The 25349-nt window shown below is 64.6% G+C and carries 24 protein-coding genes and 1 pseudogene; 11 read left to right on the top strand and 14 right to left on the bottom strand.

Features of this window, described 5'->3' with window-relative positions; translation table 11 throughout:
- Positions 1–28 precede the first annotated feature (28 nt).
- Positions 29–1111, top strand: coding sequence for a sugar-binding protein (locus tag NNX34_RS12910; protein ID WP_255766926.1), 1083 nt, complete (start codon positions 29–31; stop codon positions 1109–1111).
- 203 nt (positions 1112–1314) lie between these two features.
- Complete coding sequence (locus NNX34_RS12905) at positions 1315–2406, top strand: Gfo/Idh/MocA family protein (RefSeq protein WP_255766925.1); 1092 nt, start codon at positions 1315–1317, stop codon at positions 2404–2406.
- Between the two features lie 95 nt (positions 2407–2501).
- Here the strand turns inward: NNX34_RS12905 and NNX34_RS12900 are convergent, their stop codons facing one another.
- From NNX34_RS12900 to NNX34_RS12885, 4 genes are read right to left on the bottom strand one after another with little or no spacing between them, the layout of a single operon-like run.
- Positions 2502–2696 (bottom strand): hypothetical protein, encoded by a 195-nt coding sequence (locus tag NNX34_RS12900; protein WP_255766924.1) that lies wholly within the window; start codon positions 2694–2696, stop codon positions 2502–2504.
- Between the two features lie 50 nt (positions 2697–2746).
- A complete protein-coding gene (locus NNX34_RS12895; protein ID WP_255766923.1) occupies positions 2747–3376 on the bottom strand; it encodes a DUF3618 domain-containing protein in 630 nt (209 codons plus the stop codon).
- Positions 3373–3798, bottom strand: coding sequence for a phage holin family protein (locus tag NNX34_RS12890; RefSeq protein ID WP_255766922.1), 426 nt, complete (start codon positions 3796–3798; stop codon positions 3373–3375). The genes NNX34_RS12895 and NNX34_RS12890 overlap by 4 nt, the downstream gene beginning before the upstream one ends.
- The gene (locus tag NNX34_RS12885; RefSeq protein ID WP_255766921.1) at positions 3798–4568 is read right to left on the bottom strand and encodes a hypothetical protein; all 771 of its coding nucleotides are present in this window, start codon (positions 4566–4568) and stop codon (positions 3798–3800) included. The genes NNX34_RS12890 and NNX34_RS12885 overlap by 1 nt, the downstream gene beginning before the upstream one ends.
- Positions 4569–4799: 231 nt before the next feature.
- On the opposite strand from NNX34_RS12885, the gene NNX34_RS12880 reads away from it, so the two are divergent.
- The 3 genes and pseudogenes from NNX34_RS12880 to NNX34_RS12870 all read left to right on the top strand — a co-directional run.
- Positions 4800–5339 carry a hypothetical protein gene (locus tag NNX34_RS12880; protein ID WP_255766920.1) on the top strand — a complete coding sequence of 180 codons (540 nt, stop codon included), beginning with the start codon at positions 4800–4802 and terminating at the stop codon, positions 5337–5339.
- A gap of 6 nt (positions 5340–5345) precedes the next feature.
- Complete coding sequence (locus NNX34_RS12875; RefSeq protein ID WP_255766919.1) at positions 5346–6815, top strand: glutamate--cysteine ligase; 1470 nt, start codon at positions 5346–5348, stop codon at positions 6813–6815.
- A gap of 184 nt (positions 6816–6999) precedes the next feature.
- Positions 7000–7395, top strand: a pseudogene (locus NNX34_RS12870) (Hsp20/alpha crystallin family protein); the annotation flags it as partial.
- A 314-nt stretch (positions 7396–7709) separates the two neighbouring features.
- Here the strand turns inward: NNX34_RS12870 and NNX34_RS12865 are convergent.
- The 3 genes from NNX34_RS12865 to purH form a co-directional block, all read right to left on the bottom strand.
- Complete coding sequence (locus NNX34_RS12865) at positions 7710–8672, bottom strand: bile acid:sodium symporter family protein (protein WP_255766918.1); 963 nt, start codon at positions 8670–8672, stop codon at positions 7710–7712.
- 127 nt (positions 8673–8799) lie between these two features.
- Positions 8800–10035 (bottom strand): NADP-dependent isocitrate dehydrogenase, encoded by a 1236-nt coding sequence (locus NNX34_RS12860; protein WP_227924196.1) that lies wholly within the window; start codon positions 10033–10035, stop codon positions 8800–8802.
- 164 nt (positions 10036–10199) lie between these two features.
- Positions 10200–11813: a bifunctional phosphoribosylaminoimidazolecarboxamide formyltransferase/IMP cyclohydrolase gene (gene purH / locus NNX34_RS12855; protein WP_255766917.1), complete on the bottom strand. Its 1614-nt coding sequence runs from the start codon at positions 11811–11813 to the stop codon at positions 10200–10202.
- Positions 11814–12075: 262 nt separating this feature from the next.
- Between purH and NNX34_RS12850 the strand changes: the two genes are divergently transcribed.
- Complete coding sequence (locus NNX34_RS12850; RefSeq protein ID WP_255766916.1) at positions 12076–13428, top strand: MFS transporter; 1353 nt, start codon at positions 12076–12078, stop codon at positions 13426–13428.
- Between the two features lie 7 nt (positions 13429–13435).
- On the opposite strand, the gene purN is transcribed toward NNX34_RS12850, so the two are convergent.
- Positions 13436–14014 (bottom strand): phosphoribosylglycinamide formyltransferase, encoded by a 579-nt coding sequence (purN, locus tag NNX34_RS12845; protein WP_255766915.1) that lies wholly within the window; start codon positions 14012–14014, stop codon positions 13436–13438.
- 40 nt (positions 14015–14054) lie between these two features.
- Here purN and NNX34_RS12840 point away from each other — a divergent pair, with 40 nt between their 5' ends.
- Positions 14055–14486, top strand: a complete 432-nt coding sequence (locus tag NNX34_RS12840; RefSeq protein ID WP_255766914.1) for a hypothetical protein — start codon at positions 14055–14057, stop codon at positions 14484–14486.
- On the opposite strand, the gene NNX34_RS12835 is transcribed toward NNX34_RS12840, so the two are convergent.
- Both NNX34_RS12835 and NNX34_RS12830 read right to left on the bottom strand, forming a co-directional pair.
- On the bottom strand, positions 14483–15733 hold the full coding sequence (locus NNX34_RS12835) for a DUF6350 family protein (RefSeq protein WP_255766913.1): 1251 nt from the start codon (positions 15731–15733) through the stop codon (positions 14483–14485). The genes NNX34_RS12840 and NNX34_RS12835 overlap by 4 nt on opposite strands.
- Before the next feature lie 116 nt (positions 15734–15849).
- Positions 15850–16596, bottom strand: coding sequence for a TSUP family transporter (locus tag NNX34_RS12830; RefSeq protein WP_255766912.1), 747 nt, complete (start codon positions 16594–16596; stop codon positions 15850–15852).
- A gap of 22 nt (positions 16597–16618) precedes the next feature.
- Here NNX34_RS12830 and NNX34_RS12825 point away from each other — a divergent pair, with 22 nt between their 5' ends.
- From NNX34_RS12825 to NNX34_RS12815, 3 genes are all read left to right on the top strand, one after another.
- Positions 16619–17254 (top strand): DUF1684 domain-containing protein, encoded by a 636-nt coding sequence (locus NNX34_RS12825; protein WP_255766911.1) that lies wholly within the window; start codon positions 16619–16621, stop codon positions 17252–17254.
- A 65-nt stretch (positions 17255–17319) separates the two neighbouring features.
- Complete coding sequence (locus tag NNX34_RS12820) at positions 17320–17877, top strand: GNAT family N-acetyltransferase (RefSeq protein ID WP_255766910.1); 558 nt, start codon at positions 17320–17322, stop codon at positions 17875–17877.
- 12 nt (positions 17878–17889) lie between these two features.
- The gene (locus NNX34_RS12815) at positions 17890–18684 is read left to right on the top strand and encodes an MSMEG_6728 family protein (RefSeq protein WP_255766909.1); all 795 of its coding nucleotides are present in this window, start codon (positions 17890–17892) and stop codon (positions 18682–18684) included.
- Between the two features lie 584 nt (positions 18685–19268).
- Here the strand turns inward: NNX34_RS12815 and NNX34_RS12810 are convergent.
- The 3 genes from NNX34_RS12810 to NNX34_RS12800 all read right to left on the bottom strand — a co-directional run bounded on the left by NNX34_RS12810 (position 19269) and on the right by NNX34_RS12800 (position 21683).
- On the bottom strand, positions 19269–19766 hold the full coding sequence (locus tag NNX34_RS12810; protein WP_255766908.1) for a hypothetical protein: 498 nt from the start codon (positions 19764–19766) through the stop codon (positions 19269–19271).
- Positions 19767–20174: 408 nt separating this feature from the next.
- Positions 20175–20804 carry a DUF6318 family protein gene (locus NNX34_RS12805; RefSeq protein WP_255766907.1) on the bottom strand — a complete coding sequence of 210 codons (630 nt, stop codon included), beginning with the start codon at positions 20802–20804 and terminating at the stop codon, positions 20175–20177.
- 222 nt (positions 20805–21026) lie between these two features.
- Positions 21027–21683: a hypothetical protein gene (locus NNX34_RS12800; protein WP_255766906.1), complete on the bottom strand. Its 657-nt coding sequence runs from the start codon at positions 21681–21683 to the stop codon at positions 21027–21029.
- A 331-nt stretch (positions 21684–22014) separates the two neighbouring features.
- Here NNX34_RS12800 and NNX34_RS12795 point away from each other — a divergent pair, with 331 nt between their 5' ends.
- The gene (locus NNX34_RS12795) at positions 22015–23508 is read left to right on the top strand and encodes a stealth family protein (RefSeq protein ID WP_370647056.1); all 1494 of its coding nucleotides are present in this window, start codon (positions 22015–22017) and stop codon (positions 23506–23508) included.
- 69 nt (positions 23509–23577) lie between these two features.
- Here the strand turns inward: NNX34_RS12795 and NNX34_RS12790 are convergent, their stop codons facing one another.
- The gene (locus tag NNX34_RS12790) at positions 23578–25251 is read right to left on the bottom strand and encodes a catalase (protein ID WP_255766905.1); all 1674 of its coding nucleotides are present in this window, start codon (positions 25249–25251) and stop codon (positions 23578–23580) included.
- Between the last annotated feature and the right edge of the window lie 98 nt (positions 25252–25349).

Here is a 25349-nt window from a genome sequence, read left to right as displayed (position 1 = left end):
CACAACCGCTATTCAGAAAGAGAACACCATGCGTAAATTCGCAAAGTCCTTCGCCGTTGCGGCAACGGTGGCAGCATTGTCGCTGTCCGCCTGCGGCCGTACCGAAGAAACCGCTTCCGGCGCCGAAGAAGGCTTCGACGACGGGGCATCCATCGGCGTTGCCCTGCCGCAGAAGACCTCGGAAAACTGGGTGCTGGCAGAGACCCTCTTCAACGACGGCCTCAAGGAAGCCGGCTACGAAGGCCAGGTCCAGTTCGCCAACGGCGGCGTGTCCGAACAGCAGAACCAGATCAGCTCCATGATCACCAACGGTGTCGAGGTCCTGATTGTGGGTGCCATTGACGGCAGCCAGCTCGGTTCGCAGCTGCAGGACGCCAAGGACGCCGGCATCACCGTCATCGCCTATGACCGTCTGCTGACCAACACCGAAAACGTTGACTACTACGTGGCCTACGACAACTTCAAGGTCGGCCAGCTGCAGGGCCAGGCCCTGCTGGACGGGCTGAAGGAGAAGAAGCCCGAGGGCCCGTACAACATTGAGCTGTTCGCCGGTTCTCCGGATGACGCCAACGCCCAGGTCTTCTTCGACGGCGCCATGGATGTCCTCCAGCCGGAGATCGAAGCAGGAAACCTCGTGGTCGGTTCCGGCCAGACCGAGTTCAACCAGGCCGTCACCCAGGGTTGGAAGGCGGAGAACGCCCAGAAGCGCATGGACACCCTGCTCTCCAGCAACTACGCCTCCCAGGAACTGGACGGCGTCCTCTCCCCCAATGACACCCTGGCCCGCGCCGTCCTGACCTCGGTCTCCGGCGCCGGCAAGACGCTGCCCGTCATCACCGGCCAGGACTCCGAGGTGGAATCCGTCAAGCTGATCATGGAAGGCAAGCAGTACTCCACCATCAACAAGGACACCCGCAACCTGGTGAACCAGAGCATTGACATGGTCAAGGCACTGGGCGCCGGTGAAGAGGTCGAAATCAACGACGACGAGAGCTACGACAACGGCAAGAAGGTAGTCGAGAGCTACCTTCTGGAGCCGGTCATCGTCACCAAGGCCAACGCTGCCGAGGCCTACGCGAATGACCCCACGCTCTCCGAGCTCACCAAGTAAGCACGTATTCACTGCCCCTCGGGGCGGAACAGCCCGGGTTTCCCTCAGCGGAGACCCGGGCTGTTCCACGCCTGTTCCACTCTGTTCCACACACCGGTCGCCTGCACTTCGTGCCGCACGAACCCGGAGTCCATCCCTAGGCCAATGGCCGGGGCGACCATAGAGTAGGGGTACTCCCTGCAACGACGCGGAAGACGAGGACCATGACTGCCGTTCAACACATACCCACCCCGCCCTGTGTCCAGCCGGGAGCTCCTAGTCCCGTCCAGTCCACGGGACGAACCCTGCGCTGGGGCGTAGTCGCCACCGGAAACATTGCCGAGCGTGTCACTGAAGACATCGCCCGGTTGGAGGACGCCGTCCTGCAGGCGGTCAGTTCCCGCCGCCGGGCCACGGCCGAGGAGTTCGCCGCCCGCTTCGGTTTCGCCAGCAGCTACTTCGACTCAGACGATGCCTCGGGCTACGACCTGCTCTTTGCCGATCCCGATGTCGACGTCGTCTACATCGGGACCCCGCACGCCCAGCACTATCGGATTGCCCGGCGGGCTCTGGAGGCCGGCAAACACGTACTGTGCGAAAAGTCGCTGACCATCAATGCCCGCGAAACCGAGGACCTGATCGAACTGGCCCGGTCCCGCAACCTGTTCCTCATGGAAGCGGTCTGGACCCGTTTCCTGCCCTGCATCAACCGCATCTGGGAACTCATTGCCTCAGGTGAGCTCGGCGACATCAACTGGGTGCAGGCAGACCTGGGCTTCCCGGCACCGTATGACCCTGCCAGCAGGCTCTGGGACCCGGCGGCGGGCGGAGGCGCACTGCTGGACCTGACCGTCTATCCGCTCACTTTTGCCCTGGGCGCGCTGGGCTACCCGGAGACGGTCCACGCAGTAGGCAGCATCAACGCCGACGGCGTGGACACACAGAACGCCTTGACGCTCGGGTACCCGTCCGGCGGCCTGGCGCAGCTGACCTCGTCTCTGGTCTCCTCCTGCCCGCGGACCGCGGTCATTTCCGGCACCAGGGGCTGGCTCCGCACCGGCGCACCCCTGCATAACCCGGTGGAGCTGACCATCGTGCCGCAGGACGGCGAGGCCCGCGTGGAGCGGTTCCCGCAGGTCGGCAACGGCTACGCGTACGAGCTGCGCGAGGTGACCCGCTGCATCCAGGCGGGCATGGTGGAAAGCCCCACCATGACGTGGGCGGACTCCCTGCGGACCATGCGGCTCTTTGACGCGGTACGGGCGCAGATCGGCGTGCTGTACGCCAATGACAAGGCCACTGTCCCCGCTGACTGAGCCGTGGAGGCGCAGCAGCTGGCAAGGCACTAAAAACGACGGCGGTGCCGCACCTTTTGCAGGTGCGGCACCGCCGTCGTCGTTTCAGTGCTGTGCTAGCTGCCCAGTCCGCCCAGGCCACCCGGGAGTTTCCCGAGCAGGTCCTTGGGGTTTACACCAAGTTTGTCCAGCAGACCCGAGTCGCGCTCGGTATCCACCTTCTCCGGCAGTTCGGACTCCGCCTGGCCTGCCTTCGAGCTGTCGCCGCGATTCTTCAGAAATTCGATAATCTGCTGCTTGTCGATCTGCATCAGGTACTCCTTTGCTGAGTGACGCGTGCTGCGGTGTGGTGTGGTGCCTGCTAGGCGTTCTTCACGTTCTGCGGCGCTTCGGAAGCGGAATCCTTGACGTCCGCGGCGGCTGCCTGGCCTTCGGACTTCACGTTCTGCGCGGCGTCCGTGGCAGTGGCCTTGATGTTCTCGACCGCTTCCTGGGCCGGTTCCTTGAGGCCTTCAGCCATTTCCTTGGCTGCGCCTGCCAGTTCGTCGGTCATCGGCTGCGCGGCGGTCTTGATGTTGTCAGCAGCGACGCGCTCCTTGTCGCTGGCGGGGATCAGCGTTGCCGCCAGCAGGCCTGCGCCGAAGGCAATCAAACCTGCGGCAATGGGGTTGCCCTGCGCCTGGCCGGCGAGCTTCGCCGGTGCACCCTGGACGGCGGAGCCGGCGGCAGACATGCCGTCCGAAACACTGCTGCCCATGTCGGACACGCTGCCGCCGATGTTGCTGCCGGTATTGCTTGCGCTGTTACCTACTGAATCGGCCACACCCATCACCCTGTCCTTCACTCCGAATACTTTGTCCTTCATCTTGTCCGTCTGGCGCTGAACGATGTGGGAAGGAGTTACCTTGTCCGCCACGGCGTCCACGTTGGTGCCTAGGCGCCGGCGGGTTGCTTCGATGTCGGCGCGGATCTCATCCGGGTTTTCACTCATCGTGTTTCCTCGCTTGGTTTCATAGTCTGGGGGATCTCCTGCAGCGTCTCGGACGTCTGCGGCATGCCCTTGATCTTCTTCATTTCCTTGCGTCCGCGGGAGGCGAGGACGGCAGCGACGATGGCCCAGATAACCGCCACGATCACTGCGGACCAGCCGAAGCCGATCGCCGTCGTGCCCAGTGCGTACCACAGGGCGACCGAGAGGAAGAGGAGTACGAAGTAGCCTGCGACGGCCGCTCCGGCGAACATTCCGGCACCCGTGCCTGCGCGGGTTGCGGACTGCTTCAGTTCGACCTTCGCCAGCTCCACTTCCTGACGCATGAGGGTGGACATGTCCTGCGTCACCTGGCCGAGCAGATCGCCCAGGGACGTGGACTCAGCCTTAGCCTGTGCTGGTGTGGGAGGGAGTTCGGTACTCATCAGTGCCGACCACCGCTGTAGGGATCAGCTGCCGGAACGCCGGTGGAGGGGGTGGGCGGAAGAGTCTGGGCCGATGCGGGACCCGTACCCGGCTGGCGGACCGGTTCGGTGCCGAACGGATCGTTGGTCGCGGCGGTGCCGACCGTGGGCTGTGCCACCGGTGCCTGCGGGACAGGCGTCACGGGCGGAACGGGCGGTCCCACGTGCTGGCCGGCGGATCCGGACGCACCCTGCGTCGGGAGGCCTGCGCTGAGGCCCTTGTTGAGGCGGCCTGCCAGGAAACCGGCTCCGGCTGCGATGGCGAGGAAGGCGACGGGGCGCTGGCGGGCAAAGCCCTTGACCTCGTCCAGCAGGGATCCCGGATCGCGGCCGTCGAGCCACGTGGCGGCCGAAGACGCACGGCTGGCGGCCTGACCGACGAGATCGGCGGCTACCCCGGACTGGCCGGACTGCGCCATGGAGTGCAGTTCGTCTGCCATCGAGCGAAGGCCTTCAGCCACCTTCTGCTGCTGGGTACCTGCCTGCTCGGTGAGATCGGAACGGGCCTGGGTAAACAGGTCCTTGGCGTTGGTCTTTACCTCGGAGGCAACACCCGCTGCTTCAGACTTGGCGGTGTCCGCTACCTGAGCGGCGTTACCCTTGGCCTGCTGGGCGATGTCACCGGCCTGCTGCTTGGCCGCATCGGCCTTCGCAGCGGCTGTGGAGTCATTGGTACTTCCGGCCGGGGATGCTGCATGGCTTCCGTCGCGCGGAGTGAAGTTCTCTGTCATCATCGCTCTCTTTCGTCATTGCAACTGCTGATCAAGATCGGATGGTCCGTACAAAGATAATAAGCACACTTAGTTACGAATGTGTAGCGTGTTAGGATTGTAAGTGCCCTTGCTATTGGATTCCGTGCGTGGTTTTCTTTTTCCACCGATCAGAAGAGCCAGCGGACGCCGTACCCTGCCGAATAATCCGGCAGGGCAGTCCCCTCGGCCACAACGCACAGGAGCATCACATTGGCTGCAAATCTAGTAGCACGATCCGTCCATGACCTCACGGCGGCGGCTTGGTTCGGCGGTTCCCTGATGGGCGCCGTCGGACTTAACGGAGCAACTGCCGAGGCCAAGGATCCCACTGAGAGAACCCGGCTGTCCGCCCTCGGCTGGAAAAAGTGGGCCCCCGTGCAGGCCGGAGCTATCGGATTGCATTTCCTGGCCGGACTCGCGCTTATCGGTGACAACAAAACCCGGGTCTCCAAGCAGGAGGGGGTCGGTTCTCTCACCGTATACAAGGCAGCCGTGACGGCGCTGGCGGCGGTAGTCACCCTCTATTCAGGCATCCTGGGCGGCAAGGTAGGGAAGCTCTCGGAGCAGGGCAGCCAAGGGGCAACAGAACCCCGCGAGGGCGCATCCAAGGAATTGAAGTCGGCCCAACGCCAGCTGAAGGTCCTGCAGTGGAGCATCCCCGTGCTTTCGGGTGCGGTGATTGTGATGGGCGCCCAGCACGGCGAGATGCAACGGCCGGCCAATGTCCTCAAGGGCCTGAAAAAGAAGTAACGGGCAATGGGCGCAGAAGTTACGAGCAGGACCTTCAGCCGGGCGCAGCGCACGGCTTACCGGCAGCGCTTGCTGGAAAACCTGGACCACTTCGCTCACTTCCTTTCCACCGCGCAGTTTGCGGACACGGCCAGCATTGGCCTGGAACTGGAGCTGAACCTGACCAACCGTGATTTCTCCCCCGCCCTCCGCAACACGGCTGTCCTTGAGCGAATCGCCGATCCGGCCTTCCAGACCGAAATCGGCGCCTTCAACATCGAGATGAACCACCCCGCACTGTCGGTGGCACAGTTTGGATTGAAGGAGCTCGAGGACAGCCTCCGGGTGCAGCTCAACCGTGCCGATGAGCGTGCCGCCCAGGAAGCGGCAGACATCATGATGGTGGGCATCCTCCCCACCCTCACCCCCCGCTTCATGGACGGATGGGATTGGCTCAGCAGCGGGCAGCGTTATGCCGCCCTGAACACGTCGGTCCTCCAGGCCCGGGGAGAAGACGTCCTCCTCGACCTGTCCGGCCCGGAGCCGTTGTCCTTCTACGCACAGAACATCGCGCCTGAGGCTGCGTGCACATCGGTCCAGCTGCACCTGGAAGTCTCGCCCGAACAGTTTGCTCCGGCCTGGAACGCGGCACAGATGATCGCAGGCCCCCAGGTTGCCCTTGCCGCCAATTCACCCATCTTCATGGAACATGTGCTGTGGCACGAGACCCGGATTGAACTCTTCAAGCAGGCCATAGACACCCGGCCGCCGGAGATGCGCAACCAAGGGGTACGCCCCCGTGTCTGGTTCGGGGAAAGGTGGATTACCTCGATCTTCGATCTCTTCGAAGAAAACGTGCGCTATTTCCCTGCCCTGCTTCCGGAGTTGTCCGGCAGCGGAACGGAAGCCACCGCTTTCGGTGCCCCGCTGCTGCCCGAGCTGCGCCTGCACAACGGCACGGTCTACCGCTGGAACCGGCCGATCTACGACCCCGGCAGCGGCACTCCCAACCTGCGTCTGGAGAACCGGGTGCTGCCGGCCGGCCCGTCCGTCCTGGACGTGGTCGCCAACGCCGCGTTCTACTACGGGCTCGTGGAGTACATCCGCACAGCTGACCGGCCGCTGTGGAGCCGCATTGCGTTCAAGACGGCGTCGGACAACTTCCTGGCCTGCGCCCGGTACGGACTGGAGGCAGCAGTCTATTGGCCGGGCATCGGCGAGATTCCGGTGGCCGAACTGATTGTGCGCCACCTGATTCCGCAGGCCGCCGAGGGACTGAGGGAACTGAAAGTGGATTCCTCCCTGATCGACCGCTACCTGAGCGTGGTGGCCGAACGTGCCCGCACGGAGCAGAACGGCGCTGCCTGGCAGATCGCCACGCTGCGCCGCCTCGAGGATGCCGGGATGCCGCGGCCGGCGGCCCTGGGCGAGCTCTCCCGGCTCTACTGGGAGAACATGCACACCAATGCGGCTGTCCACTCCTGGCCGGTCGGCTGACCGGGCGAAAACCGGGCGCCTGGCGGCAAGAATCGGACGCTGTACCTAGCACTCAAAAGTGGTGAGTGCTAGCGTGAATTCCATCGTTGAGTCATGACGACTCAACCTTTATCGACCCTTTTCCAACAACGGCATTCCAACCACCGGTGCCCGGCGGGTACCGGGGCAACAGGAGTTGATGACAATGGCGATGAAGTTTGATCCTTTCCGCGAGCTTGACCGGATGGCAGGCGCCCTTCTCGATCCCCGGCAGCGGCTGCGGCTCATGCCGATCGACCTCTACCGCGAGGGCGACCACTACATCCTCAACGCGGATTTGCCGGGCATCGACCCCGGCTCAGTGGACGTGGACGTTGACGGCCAGTTGCTGACCATCAGGGCCGAGCGGACCATCCACACCACCGAGGGAGTTACCTGGCTTAACCGCGAACGGGAAAGCGGAACCTTCCTGCGCCAGCTGAATCTTGGCCAGGGCATTGATATTGACTCGATCTCAGCGAAGTACGAGAACGGGGTGCTGAGCGTCTTCATTCCGGTGAGCGAACGCTCGAAGCCGCGCAAGATCGAGGTGGCGGCCGCCTACAAGGACGGCCACACCATTTCCGGGCAGTCTTCGTCGGAGCCTGCCTCGGTCTCGTCCAGCGGCTCGGGTTCCGGCGGTTCGGGCTCGCCGGGCTCGTTCGGCCACAGCAGCGGCAGTTCGGGGTCATCCGGTTCCGGATCCGCGGGCTCGGGATCATCCGGTTCCGGGCAGTCTTCGTCCGGCGATCCAGGCGCGGGCATCTAGCCGCAGAACGGCCGGCACAACCGGCGCAGGCCCCGGACAGCGTGTCCGGGGCCTGCGCCGCGTCACGGGCGTTTCATCGGCTGCGCTGGGCCTAACCGGCCGGACGCTCAGCTGGTGGGGCGCCGCTGCCAGATGGCTGCCATCAAGGCACCGCTGACGTTGTGCCAGACCGAGAAGACCGCTGCAGGCAGGGCCGCTTCGGGAGCGAAGTACTGCCTGGCAAGTCCCGCGGCCAGCCCGGAGTTCTGCATACCCACTTCAATGGCCATGGTCCGGCGCGAGGGAATCGGCTGCCGGAACAGTTTCGCTGCGCCGTAACCCAGCCCAAGTCCCAGGCCGTTGTGCAGCACCACCGCCAGCAGGATCAGCCAGCCCGCGGTAAAGATGGCTTCGGCGCTGCCCGACACCACGGCAATAACCACGAAGGTAATGGCCAGCACCGAAATCCAGGGCAGGACAGGCAGGACCCGGTCCACCACCCGGGGTGCCAAATATCGGATAACCAGGCCCAGCACCACCGGGATCAACACAATCTGGACAATGGACCATGCCATTGACCCGGCGTCCACCGCCATGTACCGGCCGGCGAGCCACAGCGCGAGGAGCGGGGTCAGCAGCGGCGCAAGGAGTGTGGAAACCGACGTCATGGCGACGGAAAGGGCTACGTTCCCGCGGGCCAGGTACGTCACCACGTTCGACGCCGTACCGCCGGGGGCACAGCCCACCAGGATCACGCCGGCCGCGAGTTCTGGGCTGAGCTGCAGCGCCCAGGCGATGCCGAAACCTAGCAGCGGCATAATCAGGTACTGCGCAACCACTCCCAGCAGGACGGGCAGCGGCTGCCGGAGAACCAGCGCGAAATCCGGCAGGGTCAGGGTCAGGCCCATCCCGAACATAATGAGCATCAGCCCGGGGTTGATGTAGCCGGACAGTCCGGTGAAGGCCTGCGGGAAGAACAGGGCCACCGCTCCCCCGGCAACAATCAGCAGCGGGAACACGGTTACCGCTATGCGGGCGCTTCGCTCTTCGGCGCTCTTCGCGGCGGGCTGCGCAGTGGTGGAGTTCGACATCCCCACATGGTGGCACCGCCCGTGCGGCAGCGCTAGTTGTTACGCAGGTGCTTAACAAGGCGGGGAACGACGACGGCGCGCCGCCCCGTAAAGGGGCAGCGCGCCGTCGTCGTTGGTGCAGTGATGCTTAGGCTGCAACCTCGGCGCCCAGGCGGGCCTTGAGGTTCTCGTCCAGTGCGGCGAGGAACTCTTCCGTGGTCAGGTAGGCCTGGTCCGGGCCGACCAGCAGTGCCAGGTCCTTGGTCATCTTGCCGGATTCGACCGTCTTGATGACAACGTCTTCAAGGGTCTCGGCGAAGTTGATGACCTCGGGGGTGTTGTCCAGCTTGCCGCGGTGCATCAGGCCACGGGTCCACGCGAAGATCGAGGCGATCGGGTTCGTGGAGGTGGGCTTGCCCTGCTGGTGCTGGCGGTAGTGGCGGGTAACCGTACCGTGTGCAGCTTCTGCCTCGACGGTCTGGCCGTCCGGGGTCATCAGCACGGAGGTCATCAGGCCCAGCGAGCCGAAGCCCTGTGCCACGGTGTCGGACTGGACGTCGCCGTCGTAGTTCTTGCAGGCCCAGACGTAGCCGCCTTCCCACTTCATCGCGGAGGCAACCATGTCATCGATCAGGCGGTGCTCGTAAGTGAGGCCGGCTGCTTCGAACTGGTCCTTGAACTCGGCGTCGAAGACTTCCTGGAACAGGTCCTTGAACTGGCCGTCGTAGGCCTTCAGGATCGTGTTCTTGGTGGAGAGGTACACCGGGTAGTTGCGCTGCAGGCCGTAGGCGAAGGAAGCGCGCGCGAAGTCCTTGATGGAATCGTTGAAGTTGTACATACCCATGGCGACGCCGCCATCTTCGTTGTACGTAACAACCTGCTGCTTGATTTCTTCGCTGCCGTCGGCGGGCGTGTAGGTCAGCGTCAGGGTACCGGCACCGGGAACCTTGAAGTTCGTGGCCTTGTACTGGTCGCCGTGGGCGTGGCGGCCGATGATGATCGGCTTGTTCCAGCCCGGGACCAGGCGCGGGATGTTGGAGATGATGATCGGTTCGCGGAAGACCACGCCGCCCAGGATGTTGCGGATGGTCCCGTTCGGGGAGACCCACATCTTCTTCAGGCCGAATTCCTCGACGCGTGCTTCGTCAGGGGTGATCGTGGCGCACTTGACGCCTACGCCGTGTTCCTTGATCGCGTTGGCTGCGTCGATGGTGACCTGGTCGTCGGTCGCGTCGCGGTTCTGGATGGAGAGGTCGTAGTACTTCAGGTCTACGTCCAGGTACGGGTTGATCAGGCGATCCTTGATGAACTGCCAGATGATGCGGGTCATCTCGTCGCCGTCGAGCTCTACTACAGAGCCCACAACCTTAATTTTCTCAGCCACACGATCTCCTTGTGTGTTGGTGGGCACCGGAGCATGTCTTGTGGCATGACGGAACCCGTCTTTTTGGCTTTTATTTGAGTTCAACTATGCCACAGCCCACTATCCGCGCCCTAAACAGCAAGGCGGCGCATTACCTGCACCGCCTTGCCGTTCCAGGCGGGACTTCAGTGGAAGAAGTGGCGAGCACCCGTGAAGTACATGGTGATGCCGGCCGCCGCCGCGGCTTCAACCACTTCGTTGTCCCGGACCGATCCGCCCGGCTGCACCACCGCGCGGACACCGGCGTCGGCGAGGATCTGCAGGCCGTCCGCGAAGGGGAAGAACGCGTCGGAAGCGGCTACGGAGCCGCGAGCCCGTTCCTCGCCGGGAGCGCCGAGCGTATTGGCACGTTCGACGGCGAGCCGGCAGGAATCCACCCGGTTGACCTGTCCCATGCCCACGCCCACCGACGCGCCGTCCTTCGCCAGGAGGATGGCATTGGACTTGGCTGCACGTACGGCGGACCAGGCGAAGGCCAGATCGGCCAGCGTCGATTCGTCGGCGGCCTCGCCCGCTGCGAGCGTCCAGTTTGCGGGGTCGTCGCCCTCAGCCTGAAGCCGGTCCGCCTTCTGCACCAGGACACCCCCGGACACCTGCCGGAATTCGGTGTTGCTGCGCCCGTAGCCGTCGGGCAGCGTCAGGAGGCGGATGTTCTTCTTCGCCGAAAGGATCTCCACGGCTTCCGGCTCGAAGTCAGGAGCGATCACCACCTCCGTGAAAATCTCCTTCACGGTCCGCGCCATGCCGGCAGTGACCGTGCGGTTGGCGGCAATGACTCCGCCGAAGGCCGAGACGGGATCGCAGGCATGCGCCTTGGCGTGCGCGTCCGCGATTGGGTCCGCGGCACCGGGCGAAGCCACGGCGATGCCGCACGGGTTGGCATGCTTGACGACGGCGACTGCCGGTTCCGAGAAGTCGAAGGCTGCGCGCAGGGCGGCGTCGGCGTCCACGTAGTTGTTGTAGGACATGGCCTTGCCGTGCAGCTGGTCGGCCTGGGCAACGCCGGGAGCGGCCCCCTTGTCCACGTAAAGCGCCGCGTCCTGGTGCGGGTTTTCCCCGTAACGCAGCACCTCGGCGCGTTCCAGGGAGAGACCGGTGTAGGCCGGCCACTTGGTGCCGTCTTCGGTGCCGTCCCCGAACTGCTCTGCCGTCCAAGTGGCAACCGCCGTGTCATAGGCAGCGGTGTGCGCGAAGGCTTCGGCGGCCAGCCGGCGTCGTTCCGCCAGGGCGAATCCGCCTTCGGCTGCCGCGGTGACGACGTCGGAGTATTTGCCGGGATCCACCACCACAGCCACCGAGGGGTGGTTCTTCGCCGCGGCGCGGACCATGGAGGGGCCGCCGATGTCGATCTGTTCCACCACTTCGTCCTGGCCGGCGCCGGAGCGGACGGTCTCCACGAACGGGTAGAGGTTCACCACCACGAGGTCGAAGGGTTCAATCTCCATTTCCTCCAGCTGGGCAATGTGGTCCTCGCGGCGGCGGTCGGCGAGGATCCCCGCGTGGACCCGCGGGTGCAGCGTCTTGACGCGTCCGTCCAGGCATTCCTTGAACCCGGTGACTTCGGCGACCTCGGTGACCTCGACGCCCGCTGCGGCAATCTGCTTTGCGGTGGAACCGGTGGAGACAATGCTGACGCCGGCTGCCGCGAGGCCCTGCGCGAGTTCCGTCAGGCCCGTCTTGTTGTAGACCGAGATCAGGGCCCGGCGGATGGGAACACGGTCAAGGACGGGATTGCTCACAACTGACACTCCAAATGGTCGATGATCGGGGCGCAGGCCGTGCGGCCCACGAGAAGTTTATGCCTTCGCTTCCTTCCGGTCCCCGGGCTGCGTGTAACAACCCGTCTCGGGCCCGTTTTCCTGCCCGGCTGCCTGTGATCCAGCGATGGCAATATAGTCCCTTCCGCGCGAGTCCCTTCGGTTTTATCCACATGCAGGGGCTCCGCCGCGGTAGTGTTCTCCCCGAACCCGCGCACCTCCCCTCCGAAAGGCCCCGAAACACATGTCCGTCACCAACGCCCTGCCCACCGGTGACCAGGTGGTCCAGAACCTGCCCTGGCGGTGGAAGGTCCAGGGCAAGATCTTCCTCATCGGCGGCCTCGGCTTTATGTTCGATGCCTGGGATGTAACGCTGAACGGCGTCCTGATTCCCCTGCTCTCCAAGGAATGGGCGCTGGCCCCGGCACAAGCGGCCTGGATCGGAACAGCCAACCTGCTGGGCATGGCCATCGGTGCCTTCGTCTGGGGTTCCATTGCCGATGCGATCGGCCGGAAGCGGGCCTTTTCCGCCACGCTGCTGGTGTTCTCGATCTTTACGGTGCTGGGCGCCTTCTCCCCGGACATCGTCTGGTTCTGCATCTTCCGTTTCATGGCCGGTTTCGGGTTGGGCGGCTGCGTTCCGGTGGACTATGCCCTGGTGGGTGAGTTCACTCCCAAGAAACAGCGGGGAAGGGTGCTGACCGGCATGGACGGCTGGTGGCCCGTCGGCGCAGCGCTGTGCGGTGTCACCTCAGCGGCCATCATGGCCACTTTCGCGGATTGGCGCTACACCATGCTGATCATGGTGATCCCCGCGTTCCTGGTCTTCTGGGTGCGGCGCTCGGTCCCGGAGTCTCCGCTTTATCTGGTCCGGAAGGGCCGCACGGAGGAAGCCTCCGCGGTCATCGACGATCTGGTCCGCCGCACCGGCGGGACACAGACCGAATGGCGCCTGCCCGAACCGCAGGCCCCCGAGAAGCTGTCCCTGCGCACCGTCGGCACCCAGCTCACGGACCTCTGGCGGTTCAGCGCCAAGACCACCATTGCGGCCTGGTCCCTGTTCCTGACCATCCTGCTGGTCTATTACCTGGCCCTGCAGTGGATGCCGAAAATCCTCGTGGATGCCGGGTTCGCCGAACACCGCGCGTTCCTGACCACTTCGGGGATGGCCGCCGTCGGCCTGCTGGGCGTGATCGTGGCCGCGCTGCTCGTGGAAAAGGTCGGCCGGAAATGGATCCTGGCGATTACCGGCCCGCTTTCGGCTGCCATCCTGGTGGTGGTCGCACTGGTGGTGGATGTCCCCGCTGCCGCCACGATCCTGCTGCTGGTGTACGGGTTTGTGGTGCAGGTAGCCATTCCCGTGCTCTATGCCTATGTGTCGGAGCTCTACCCCACCAATCTGCGCGGCAGCGGTTTCGGCTGGGCGTCCACCGTTTCCCGGATCGGCGCCGGCTTCGGTCCGCTGATCTTCGTGTCGGTGCTCTGGCCCTACCTGGGACTGCCGATGTCCTTCGCCCTGGCCGGGATCCTGGTGCTCATGGCCGTACTGTGGATGGCCCGGTTCGCGCCGGAGACAAAGGGTGCGGCCCTGGACTAGCCGGTGGTTACAGCGCCGGCAGGCCCTCGCGGCTGATCCGGTCCAGGGTTTCAATCAACAGCCGCCGTTCCTGCACCTTGATGCGTTCGTGCAGCGTTTCCTCAGTGTCGCCGTCGAGCACCTCGACGGCGGCCTGGGCGAGGATCGGACCGGTGTCGACGCCGGCGTCGGCCAGGTGAACCGTGCAGCCGGTGACCTTCACACCGTAGGCAAGTGCGTCACGGACCCCGTGCGCCCCGGGGAAGGACGGCAGCAACGCCGGGTGGGTGTTGAGGTAGCGTCCCTCGAAGGTGTCGATGAAATGCTCGTCCACAATCCGCATGAATCCGGAGGAAAGGACCAGATCCGGCTCATAGGAGGCAACCTTTTCCGTGAGGGCCCGGTTCCAGTCCGCCCGCACCGGGAACTCCCGGAAGGGGACCACGAAGGTCGGGTAGCCGGCGTCGGCGGCGCGCTGGACCCCGTAGGTTCCGGGCCGGTCGGAGCCGACGGCGGCAATCTCCACGTCAAGCCTGCCGTCACGGACGGCGTCCAGCACCGCTTGGAGGTTGGATCCGGTGCCGGACACGAGGACTACGATGCGCATGCGTCCACCATAGGACGCGGCGTCCCCTACGCTTAAACCCATGACCGACGGCACCCAGCACCAGACCAAGACCTTGCCCGCGCCCGACAGCCGCCATCCCGCGCCTACAGACGAGCAAAAACGCAACGCGATTCAGTACGTGCGAGTGTTCTGGCTCCTGATGTTCGCCATGCTGCTGAGCAGCAACCTGGTCCTGCCGTGGAAGCTGATCCCGCTTGCGCTGGGGATCGCGGCGTTGGTGGTGGGGATCATCGCCGTGGTCAAGCTGGCGAGGCGCCGGATGGGACCGCTGATGCCGGTACTGGTGTCGCTGGGCCTGGTCATTACGGCCCTCACTACGTTGGGGCTGGCCGGAATGGCCATGCTTTGGGATGAGACCGTAACCTACGAATCCTGCATGCGCTCCGCCCTCACCCTCGATGGCGTGGAAGCCTGCGAGGCGGAATACCTGCCGTTCCAGCAGATCCGCTAGGCGTCCGGCTTGGGTTCACGCTCGAGCCACGGCCCTACGGCGTAACCAATAACGACGCCGATCCCTACTTCCGCGGCCACCCACAGCCCCAGGCACAACGGGTCCGGTCCGAGGCTGACGAAGCGTCCGATGCCAAGGGAGCCGAGGGCCAGCCAGGCAGCGCCGGCGGCCAGCACTCCGGACACCAGGCCGACGATCACCCCGAGTACAAGCGTGGAAACGGGTGCGGTGAACCAGCGGGCGCGGATCTTGATGGAAAGCCACTCGTCGAAGTGGTTTTCGCCCTCCCGGAGGAACCACCAGCCCGCCAGGATCCCGGCCATTACCGGGATCAGCAGAGCCGCGTAGCCGTATTCCATGTTTCCCACGGGCAGCGCCGCCAGCACCGGCAGTGCGGGCAGCGGACCGACGGTGGTTTCCAGCGGACTGATCATGCTTCCGGTTCCCAGCGAGAAGCCTGCGCCGGACGCCCAGCCCAGCGTCCACACCACGAAGTTGGGCATCAGGCCCAGTTCCACCACGGTGAGCACCGCCCCGCCCAGCGCACCGGCGTCGAGCCGTTCGTAGACGGACGCGATCTCGGCCCAGTTCATTGCCAGGGCCACCACCAGCAGCACGGCGGACAGACCCAGCGCAGCGAGGGTGCCTACGGCGCCGGCGCGCATCGCGGCCCACATGTAGGAACCCGCCCAGCGGGAATGCTGGCTGGTGCGGGCAATCCAATCGGTCAGGTCCATGCCGATCAACCGCACCCAGGAGCCGGCCTCTATGCGGGCACCCACAATGAGCCCGGCACCTGCGGCGATCAGCGGAACCAGGGCACCTGCCGTCACGGAAATCCGCACGCCTTCGGTACTGCAGAAGTACGCCGCCGCGGCACCGATCAGCGCATAGGTGCCCAGTGCGCCCAGAACTGCCTGCCAGAGCTGGTCCGTATACGAGGCCCGGGCAAGCCGCCGGCCCGCACGCCAGGACAGGAAGAACGGAAGCAGAGTCAGTCCCAGCGGAAAGAAGGAGAGCAGCCCGGAGGCGGGTGCCTCTCCCAGTTCACCGGCGGGGAAGCTCAGTGACATCGGCACGCCGTGGATCAGCAGCCAGGCCTGGCCGCCCAGGCGGGCCAGGGAGGTGAAGTCCCGATCCGTAAACCCGTTGGCAAACCACACGCCGATGAGCGGCAGGAGGACCAGCAGGGCGGAAAGCACGGCGGCCTGGCCCAGTTCGAAGGTCCCCTGCAACCAGAGTGGCATGGGCGGCACACCCGGCTTCTTCGGCCGCAATAAAATTTTCATCGTTTCTATCGTGCCATCCGGGCCTGCACAGCCCGTTGAGGCGCCGGCGTGAGTCGGGTAACTCCGGCGGTGCCCTAGAGGTCGATCAGACCCTTGACCAGTGCCGCTGCCGCACCGATGAACGCAATAACGATCACGGCCAGCCGCGCCTGGTCATCGCGGATATAGCGCTGCAGTTTCTCGCCGACGAAGATGCCGCCCACGATCATGACCCCGATCAATGCCCACGCCCAGGACTCGAACGGCGGCATCTGCCCCGGATCCAGCAGTAGCTTGGACGTCAGGGTGACCGTGGCGGTGGTGACGAAGAACGGCTGCAGCGTGGCTGCGAACGGACGTTGCGGCCAACGGGCCAGCAACGCATACACGCTTACGGCGGGACCGCCGACGCCGGCCATCGCGTTCGTGATCCCGGAAGCGAAACCGGCCACGGCTTTCGGCACGTTGCCGGTCAGCACCACGGAGGTGCGCTGCAGGAGCAGCGAGATGCTTAGCGCCACGAGGACGACGGCGCCCACCGTCACGGCAAGCGGTGCGGCGGGCAGGTAAACCGCGGCTGCCGATGCCGGCACGCTGGCAATAACCGCTGGGACCGCCAACCAGCGGTACATGGACCAGTCCACGTCCCGCCAGACACGGGACATGATCAGCAGCGAAGAGACCAGTCCGCAGATGTTCACCATCAGCACTCCCCCGTGGGAGCCGAGGATGATCACCAGGAAGGGGGAAATCAGGAGCGCAAAGCCCAGGCCGGCGATCCGCTGGGCGATCGCGCCGATGAAGATGGCGACGAGCACCACTATGAGGAGTCCGGTAGTCACTCGAACACACTACGCTGGACGAATGGTATCTCCCGTCACAGCCCTTGACACCGCCGATTGGCGCCGTAACACGTTCGCCCTTTACGAGCAGGCGAGGCGAGCCGCCGACGGCATGTCGGCGTCGCACTCCCATGCCTTGTGGGCCACCGGACGCGACCGGCTCTTCGGCACCCATCCGGCGTCGCCCCTTCCCGAAGACACGCGGCGCCGCTTCCGCGGCTTGCGGACGGCCCGCTACGATCCGGCGTTCCGGTTCGAGGCGGTAATTGACGACGCCGGCGCCGGCGAGAAGATGGAGGTCGCTACGGGGACGGACGGCGTAGTGCCGTTTACCCGGCTCGGCACGGTCTCCGCTGACGGCGTGGGCAGCCTGGCGGTCTGGCATCTGGACTCCTACGGCGGCGGGGTCTTCATTCCCGTGCGCGATGCGACATCCGGCGTCGACGGCGGCAGCTACGGAGGGGGACGGTACCTGCTGGACACGATCAAGGGCGCGAACCTCGGGACGGGCGATCTTCCCGGCAGCCTGATCCTGGATTTCAACTTCCTCTACAACCCGTCCTGCGCGTATGACGAGGCATGGGCCTGCCCGCTTCCGGGTCCGGACAACACCGTGGACGCCGCACTGCAGGTGGGCGAGCTCTACGCACGGTACTGATTTCGGGAAGCCTGCCGGGTTACGGGGCGGGCCGGTGAGCCATTTCGCCTGCCTATGCTGGAAGGGTGCAAGCTTCCATTTCATCCGCAGACCTTGAAGATGTTCCCGGGCTTGCCGACCTGGCTGCCGTCACGTTCCCGCTGGCCTGCCCGCCTGAGGTAACTTCGGAGGACAGCGCGGCGTTTATTGCGGCGAATCTTTCCGCCGAGCGCTTCGCCGGTTATCTCGCTGACGAGACCTACCGTGTGCTGGTCGCCCGGACGGAGGGCCGGCTCAGCGGTTATTGCCTGCTCGTGCTGGCGCCGCCGTCCGATCCGGAGGTCGTGGAGGCGCTGGAGTCGGGGCGGGCGGCGCTGCCCTCGGCCGAGCTGAGCAAGTTCTATCTGCGTCCGGCTGCGCACGGCAGCGGTCTTGCCGGGCAGTTGGTCGAAGCTGCTGCCCGGGCCGCTGAGTCGGCGGGCGCCCGGTCCATGTGGCTGGGCGTGAACAACCGGAATGTGCGGGCCCAGTCCTTTTACCGCAAATCCGGGTTCCAGACCTTCGGGCGCCGGTCCTTCCAGGTGGGAGTCCACACTTTCCGGGACCTGATCATGGTCCGGCAGCTCGGCACCGGCGGGCAGTGACAGACTAGGCGCGTGCAGACCTTCCTTCCGTATCCGGGCTTCGCCCGCAGCGCCGCCGTCCTGGACCAGGCGCGGCTTGGCAAGCAGCGGGTGGAGACCCTGCAGTTATTGCGCGGGCTGGTGGTTCCCGATTACGGCTGGCAGCGCCACCCCGCCCTGCTGATGTGGAAGGGCTTCGTGCCGGCGCTCACCGCCTACGGGCTGGCGATGACGGGTGAGTGGATTGCCCGCGGACATGCCGATACCGTCCGGGAACAGATCCTGGAGTTCGCTCCGGAGGCTGCGGAAGCCGACGTCGATCTTCCCGTCTGGATCGGGAACGAAGAACTGCACCGCAGTCATCGCTCCAACCTCATCGAGAAGTCTCCGGACGTCTACGGACCGCTGTTTCCGGATACCGAGGCCGGATTGCCCTATGTCTGGCCCTCCCCTGCCGACGTTCCGGATCCTGTTGACCCTGGCCCGGGTGAAGGACTGTGGGTGGTGCGTGCGGTGCCCGACGGCGATGCTGCCGCCATCGTGCTGCCGATGCTTTCCGCCAAGGGCACCCCGATCACCGGTAAGCGGGGCCGGCAGTTGGTTCGGTTGCTCGAGGACATGGACGACGGCGACCAGGTGGCTGTTCTTTCTCCGGCTGACCGGACCCGCCTGCTTCTGGGCCGTGCCGGGCCGGTGGAGCTCACGAACGATACGGCGGTGCGGCAGGTGAAGCTGAACGGGGAAATTTCCCGGTCAGCGTTCGCCTACCCTGCGGTGCTGCAGGATCCCCGGACGCTGTTTGCGGTGCCGCGGCCGGATTCCGTCTAGCAGCCGTCATCTGTTGGGTCCACCATGCACGTACCTTCATGGTCGCGGTGGTGACGACTTCCACTTCGCCATCCTTGTCCGGATCCTCCCTGCGGTTTGTCCGAATCCCCGCGCCTTGTCCGGATCCTCCCTGCGGTTTGTCCGAATCCCCGCACCTTGTCCGAATCCCCCCTGCAGTTTGTCCGAATCCCCGCACCTTGTCCGAATCCCCCCTGCAGTTTGTCCGAATCCCCGCACCTTGTCCGAATCCCCCCTGCGGTTTGTCCGAATCCCCGCGCCTTGTCCGAATCCCCGCACCTTGTCCGGATCCCCGCGCTGCGCGGCGCAGGGATTGTCACAAACCGTAGGGATTCCGACAATTCGAAGGATTTCCGGGCCCGGCGCCCGGAACTCACGCGATTCGCGGCCCTCCGGGGCAGACTGCTCGGCATGGAGAGGCAGGAAGAGCCCGACTATGTGCCGCACCGCTCTGCCGGGCCGGTACCGGCTGATCGCTGTCACATTCCGGGCTGCTTGTCGCTCTACGAGCCCCGCTTCGCCGGCTTGAACCCGTAGTTCGCAGGCTCATACCACGCTGTGTCGGGCTAGCATCCGACACCGCTCGGGTTCACCAGGCAGTTGTCGGCGACGCTGCGGGTTTCCGCCCGCCAGACGCTCAGGGTCTGAGCTTCGGAGGACACCGCTGCACGACCATCGATGGGAATCATCGGTCCGCCGTTCACGGAATAGGCTCCGGAGAAATGCACAGTGGCACCCACTTGGTAGTCGCCGCTGGCATCGTATTTGTGGCTGGTCTGGGTCTGCTCGCCCCACCGGTCCTGGACCAACGGGGCCCCCGGGACACTGGTAGGCCCGTACACGGTGCCGTCCCCGTAGTTCAGCTCGAACTCGGTGGGGGTAGCAACAATCCGGACCGTCTGGTCCAGCAGCACCATTTCAAAGACCTGCTCTGTGGCCTCGACGTAGACGTTGGTTTCCATCCCTACCAGCGTGTGGGGACTGGGTTGCAGGACCAGTTTCCCGGCAGCTATCGGGCGCTCCTGGAAGGCGGTGAGGATCTGTGCCTGGATCTGCTCGCCCACGTCCACGGGCTCTTCGGAGTAGATGCAGGACGGGGTTTCGCTGACCTTTTCCCATAGGCTGGGATCACGAGTTTTTAGACCTCGGAACCAGTGGACCAGTCTCCCATCCTCACCGGCCGTGCACGCGGCCTGGTTCGCGGCCAGACAATCCACGTTTCCAGCTAAATCATCAAAACAGACTGGCTCGAAGCGGTATCCAAAAGGGTCATCAGGGATTCCGACAGGCATTTGGGACCACATTCCAGTTTCTGGATGCTGAACATAAACTGTGCCAATCACTTTTCCTCCGCCCTTCATATCCCCTTCCCCACCGCCTTCCGCCGCTGATGGGCCCGTCAGCGCAAGGTGGAACATCATGGATATGAATACCGCCAGCGCAAGGGCGCTAAACTTCCGCATCGGGCTCCCTCAGCCCTGGATGGTTACGAGGGCGACGGCGTTCCATTGGTTATCTGTCCAGACGGCTTCTAGCAGTTGCGCCACAGCAGGGTCAGGTTCACCCATCGTTTGAAGCCCCTCCGGGCCGTAGTATTCCATCGCCTCCTGCTGAAAATAAACGATCGCTTGGAAACGTCCGTCGGGCGTGAGTACAAAATCTGAGTGAACGTCGAGGACTTCTATGGCCGAGTTCGCCATCCAATCATCATCAACGAACCCCCGGGAGACTACGTCGTAGTAGTTGAGGCAAGCAGTACAGTCCGGACTGCTAATCTCCTGGACCTGCCCCACATCGCCGGTCTCGTACCCGTAGTTCGCTGCCTCATACCAATACCGGGCGAAGGCCTCGAGCCCTTCTTTGGACTCGACCTTCGCCTCCTCCGGCATCACCGGCAGCGGGACGTTCTCCGCAGGCCCCTCAGCCGACGCGGGCTTGTACTCGGCGCTGGGAGTCGGAGTCGGAGTCGGCGTTTCCGAAGCCGTGGCAGCCGGACTCGAAGGCTGCTTCCCTGCTCCGGAATCCCCGGAATCACCAGACGCACCCGAGCACGCGGTCAGGAACAGCAACGGGACCGCAACCGCGACGGTCGCAAGCCTCACTCGGACGGTACGGCGGAGAACTTTACGCATTCGAAAACCCCCAAGGCTGGGTGGGCCGCGAGACAAAGGATCAAGCAGTCGGTTCGGCCATAGTAATCAGGCCGCTGCAGAGCGTAGCGACTTATCCACAGGGCACCAGAGTGCTCACAGAAATCAGCCGGCTTATAAATGAGGCATTTGGGAGTCTCGGATGAAAGTGCTCCCGCAGCTGCCCACCCGGTCCTAATCCGCGTTGCGCAGGGACGTCAGCATCTCCTTGATGTCGCTGTATTCCTGCGTCTCCCGGTACCGTTCGGCACCGTCGAGATAGGTATCCGTGTCCTGCGCATCCCCGGAACCGTCCCCGTACTCCCCCGCAAACCGTCCCCCGCTCGACTCGGTCAGCCTGAAGAAATCGAACAGCCCGCATTCCGGACTCTGCTGTTGACCGCTCACCACGGCGTAGGTTGCCTGGGCATTGCGTGGCCCGGACGGTGCCAGGGAGCGGTAGACAAACCGCTGGTCGGACCCCTGTTTCGACTCCAGCTTCGGCATCGGCACGCTCTCATACTCCACGTAGGACGCCGGTTCGGCAGGTTCGGTGCAGCTCAGGTCCGTGATGATGCCGGTGTCCAGCCGGGCAAGCACGCGGCCGCCGTCGTCGAGCACTTCCAGCGACACCCCGCCCGCCGGATCATTGGCGCGTGCCGGAAGCTCCCGGATGTCCCACCCGGCCGGGTGCTCGAAGCGGAGGCTGCTATCCGCCGTCGTATAGGTGGACCACTGTGGCGCGGACGACGTCGGGTCCTCCTGCGGCGGCGCAGCGCAGGATGAGATACTGGTGAGGAGCAAAGCTGCCGCGAGCAGGCCAGTGTTACGGGCGGTTATGTTACGAGCCATGGCTTTACGCGCGGTGCTGCCACGGGCGGTGTTACGGTATCCCACATCTACTCCCGGAATGTCCGTGTCCGAAGACAATGCTACTGGCGGCCCGCGGTTGAGCACATAGCGTTCGGAGCATCCCCGGCGCATCTTGAAGGACCCGCCGGACGCCCGGCAGCAGTTCCCGTGCAACGCAGCACTCATCAGCGCCTGCACTATGGGCGCCCACCCGCCCTAGGAGGTTCCTATTACCGATACAGCCGCCGAACACGATATCTACTTCGGAGCCCCGGAACCGGATCTCGAACCGGAGACCCTGCTCGCCGCTTCCCCCGCGGTGCTCCAGCGAGTGGAGCAAAGAACCAATGTCGCCCTGGTCAAGGGCCGCCTGGCCCTCATGGACACCGGTCTCACACCGCACGAGGCCATGGTGGAGGACCTGCTCTTCGTGCGCAGGGTGCTCGACGACGCCGGGGTGGAGTACCTTCTGGTGCGCGGAAACGACCAGCGTCCGGTCATTGCCGTCGACCTCCGGGTGCGCCAGCAGCTGCGGAAGGCGATGGTCGAGGCCTGCCGCGACGAGCCGTTCTACGCCCGGACCGTCGATACCAAAAAGAGCCGGACCCTGCTGATCGCAGACGGGGACCTCTCCTCCATCGACAAGGCCCGGATCATCCGCGTGTACCGCCCGCGGGCATTCACCGGCACAAACCTGCTGATTTCAGGCTCGGCCGGGGTGCAGATTGAACTCTGGGACCTGGAGGGCGAGAACATCACCCTGCCCGTGGAGAACTCCCTCACCCGCCGAACCCTGCCGGCTGCCGAGGTGGTCCGCGGCACCGTGGAAAAGCACGGACTGCTCTGGCCGACCATCGAGAACATGTTCGCGGACCACGCCACGGACATCCGGTTCGACATCGATCTGGTGTTCTCCTGGGTGGACGGCAGTTCCCCCGAGTTCCAGGCCGCCCGCGCCGCCCGGATGAGCGGCGCCGTGGTGGGCGAAGGCGACGACCACGAGGCCCGGTTCCGGCAGATCAACGAATTGAAGTACGCCCTCCGTTCAGTGCACATGTTCGCCCCCTGGATCCGCCGCATCTTTATTGCCTCGGACTCGCCGCGGCCGGACTGGCTGGCTGAGCACCCGTCCGTCACCTTCGTGCCTGCCTCCGAACACTTCAAGGACCCGTCCGTGCTGCCCACGCACAACTCCCAGGCGGTCGAGGCCCAGCTGCAGCACATCCCGGGACTGGCGGAACACTTCCTGTACTCCAACGACGACATGTTCTTTGGCCGCCCCGTTGCCCCGGACATGTTCTTCTCCCCGGGCGGGATCACCAAGTTCATTGAAGCCAGCACCCGGATTGGCCTGGGCGCCAATGATTCCGAGCGCAGCGGCTTCGAAAATGCTGCGAGAGTGAACCGCCGGCTGCTCTGGGAGCGCTTCGGCCGGGTCACCACCCGCCACTTGGAACACACGGCAGCTCCCCTGCGCCGCAGTGTCCTGCTGGAAATGGAGGCGGAGTTCCCCGAGGAGTTCGCCGCCACGGCCGCGAGCACCTTCCGGGCCAAGGACAACATCTCCGTGACCAACTCGCTCTACCACTACTACGCGCTGCTCACAGGCCGGGCGGTCACGCAGGAGACGGCGAAGGTCCGGTACGTGGACACCACCAGTTACGCCGGCCTGAAGATGATGGACCGGCTGCTCGCCAAACGCCACAAGGACATGTTCTGCCTCAATGACGGAAGCTTCCCGGAAGTCCCCGCGGCGGAACGGGCCGAACGGGTGACGGACTTCCTCGAAAAGTACTTCCCGGTCCGGGCACCCTGGGAAAAGTAGGGAATTAAACAACGACGGCGCGGAACGCACGAAAAGTGCGGCCGCGCCGTCGTTGTTTGTGGAAGTTCCTTACCGGGTAACTACCACGTGCTCATTGGGCACGCAGTGGGTCATGGTGAGGCCTTCGACGTTCCGGGGACCGTTGTGGCCCAGGTTCTTCATGCGCTCGGTTTCTTCCTCGTTGAGTGTCTGGGTAGCCAGCGGGCCGAGATCCTTGATCTCGTCCAAGCTGATGCCCAGGCCCTCGCCGACGCGTGCGCCCAGCTCGTCATCGCTCATGTAGAAGTGCCAGAGCATGCGCTCCTGCACCGGACGGACAGCCTGGCCGACGTTGGCAACGAAGTTGGCGACCAGGTCGTCCTTCTCCCACTGCTCCATCAGCTGGTAGCGCTGGCCGGCCTGCATGTAATCGTTCGTGCGGGGCAGGCGGGCGCGGGTCAGGCGGCCCTCAGGCTCGGGGCCAACTTCGGCCTGCTCCGGCTTGGCTGCTTCCTGCAGGCCGCCGGTGATGTTCGGCTCGTAGTTCACGTGCGGGTTCTGGCCCGGCGCGAGGTCGGTGCCGAAGGACATCTGGCCGCCGCGCTGGTTGGTGGCGACGCGTGCGTTCTTCGCGGAGTTCACCGGAAGCTGCAGGTAGTTCGGGCCTACGCGGTAGCGCTGCGTATCGGAGTAGCTGAACGTACGGCCAACGAGCATCTTGTCGTCGGAAAAGTCCAGCCCGTCCACCAGGACACCGGTACCGAAAGCGATCTGCTCGTTTTCGTTGTGGTGGTCCGTGATGTTGCGGTTCAGGGTCATGGTGCCCACGTACTTGGGCTCAAACTCCTGCTCCGGCCAGGTCTTGGTGTCGTCCAGCGGATCGAAGTCCAGTTCCGGATGATCGTGGTCATCCATGAGCTGAACGTACAGGTCCCACTTGGGGTAGTCGCCGCGTTCGATGGCCTCGTAGAGGTCCTTCGAGGCGTGGCCCAGGTCGTTGGCCTGGATGTTCGCGGCGTCTTCCTCGGTCAGGGACTTCACGCCCTGCTGCGGGAGCCAGTGGTACTTGACCAGCTTCGATTCGCCGGCGGCGTTGACCCAGCGGTAGGTGTTCACGCCGAAGCCCTGCATGTGGCGGTAGTCCGCGGGGATGCCGCGCGGGCTGAAGAGGTTGACCAGCATGTGCATGGCTTCGGGAGTCTGCGACATGAAGTCGAAGATGCGGGCCGGTTCCTGGCGGAACGTGACGGGGTCCGGCTTCAGGGAGTGGATCACGTCCGGGAACTTGATGGCATCGCGGATGAAGAAGACACCCAGGTTGTTGCCGACCATGTCCCAGTTGCCGTCTTCGGTGTAGAACTTGACGGCGAAGCCGCGGGGGTCGCGTGCGGCCTCGGAGGAGTCACGTCCGCCGATCACGGAAGAGAAACGGATGGCAACATCGGTCTTCTTGCCCGGCTCGGAGAAAAGCTTGGCGCGGGTGTACTTGGCAATGGGCTCGTCGCCCCACTTGCCGGAAGCCTCGAACTCGCCGTACGCCACGAAACCGCGGGCATGGACTACGCGCTCGGGGATCCGCTCACGGTCGAAGTGGCTGATCTTCTCGAGGAGCTGGTAGTTCTCAAGCGTGGCCGGGCCACGGGCTCCCACGGTCCGGGTGTTCTGGTTGTCGTAGACCGGGTGTCCCTGGCGTGTGGTCAGGGTCTTCGGGTCTCCGGCGTCGTTCTGGCCGGAAGTGGAATGCTGCTGTCCTGCATCTGTCATAAACGTGTGCTCCTCGGTGGTGAGGTTTATTGCTGGCGGGGCAATACTACCTAGTCCACTCTCTTGCAAGTGCCGGGACAGAGTCAAGTTCATAAGCA

Origin of the sequence: Arthrobacter sp. zg-Y1116 (genome assembly GCF_024385485.1) — a bacterium.
Classification (GTDB): Bacteria; Actinomycetota; Actinomycetes; order Actinomycetales; family Micrococcaceae; genus Arthrobacter_B.
Note: the sequence above shows the minus strand (reverse complement) of the source record. Positions and strands in the feature narration are given on the sequence as shown.

Coding starts and splice junctions, on each gene's coding strand:
- NNX34_RS12800 (WP_255766906.1), bottom strand. CDS start 21,683: ATGGCTCGTAACATAACCGCCCGTAACACTGGCCTGCTCGCGGCAGCT.
- NNX34_RS12895 (WP_255766923.1), bottom strand. CDS start 3,376: ATGAGTGAAAACCCGGATGAGATCCGCGCCGACATCGAAGCAACCCGC.
- NNX34_RS12875 (WP_255766919.1), top strand. CDS start 5,346: ATGGGCGCAGAAGTTACGAGCAGGACCTTCAGCCGGGCGCAGCGCACG.
- NNX34_RS12865 (WP_255766918.1), bottom strand. CDS start 8,672: ATGTCGAACTCCACCACTGCGCAGCCCGCCGCGAAGAGCGCCGAAGAG.
- NNX34_RS12850 (WP_255766916.1), top strand. CDS start 12,076: ATGTCCGTCACCAACGCCCTGCCCACCGGTGACCAGGTGGTCCAGAAC.
- purN (WP_255766915.1), bottom strand. CDS start 14,014: ATGCGCATCGTAGTCCTCGTGTCCGGCACCGGATCCAACCTCCAAGCG.
- NNX34_RS12790 (WP_255766905.1), bottom strand. CDS start 25,251: ATGACAGATGCAGGACAGCAGCATTCCACTTCCGGCCAGAACGACGCC.
- NNX34_RS12885 (WP_255766921.1), bottom strand. CDS start 4,568: ATGACAGAGAACTTCACTCCGCGCGACGGAAGCCATGCAGCATCCCCG.
- NNX34_RS12890 (WP_255766922.1), bottom strand. CDS start 3,798: ATGAGTACCGAACTCCCTCCCACACCAGCACAGGCTAAGGCTGAGTCC.
- NNX34_RS12825 (WP_255766911.1), top strand. CDS start 16,619: ATGGTATCTCCCGTCACAGCCCTTGACACCGCCGATTGGCGCCGTAAC.
- NNX34_RS12840 (WP_255766914.1), top strand. CDS start 14,055: ATGACCGACGGCACCCAGCACCAGACCAAGACCTTGCCCGCGCCCGAC.
- NNX34_RS12910 (WP_255766926.1), top strand. CDS start 29: ATGCGTAAATTCGCAAAGTCCTTCGCCGTTGCGGCAACGGTGGCAGCA.
- NNX34_RS12905 (WP_255766925.1), top strand. CDS start 1,315: ATGACTGCCGTTCAACACATACCCACCCCGCCCTGTGTCCAGCCGGGA.
- NNX34_RS12835 (WP_255766913.1), bottom strand. CDS start 15,733: ATGCCACTCTGGTTGCAGGGGACCTTCGAACTGGGCCAGGCCGCCGTG.
- NNX34_RS12900 (WP_255766924.1), bottom strand. CDS start 2,696: ATGCAGATCGACAAGCAGCAGATTATCGAATTTCTGAAGAATCGCGGC.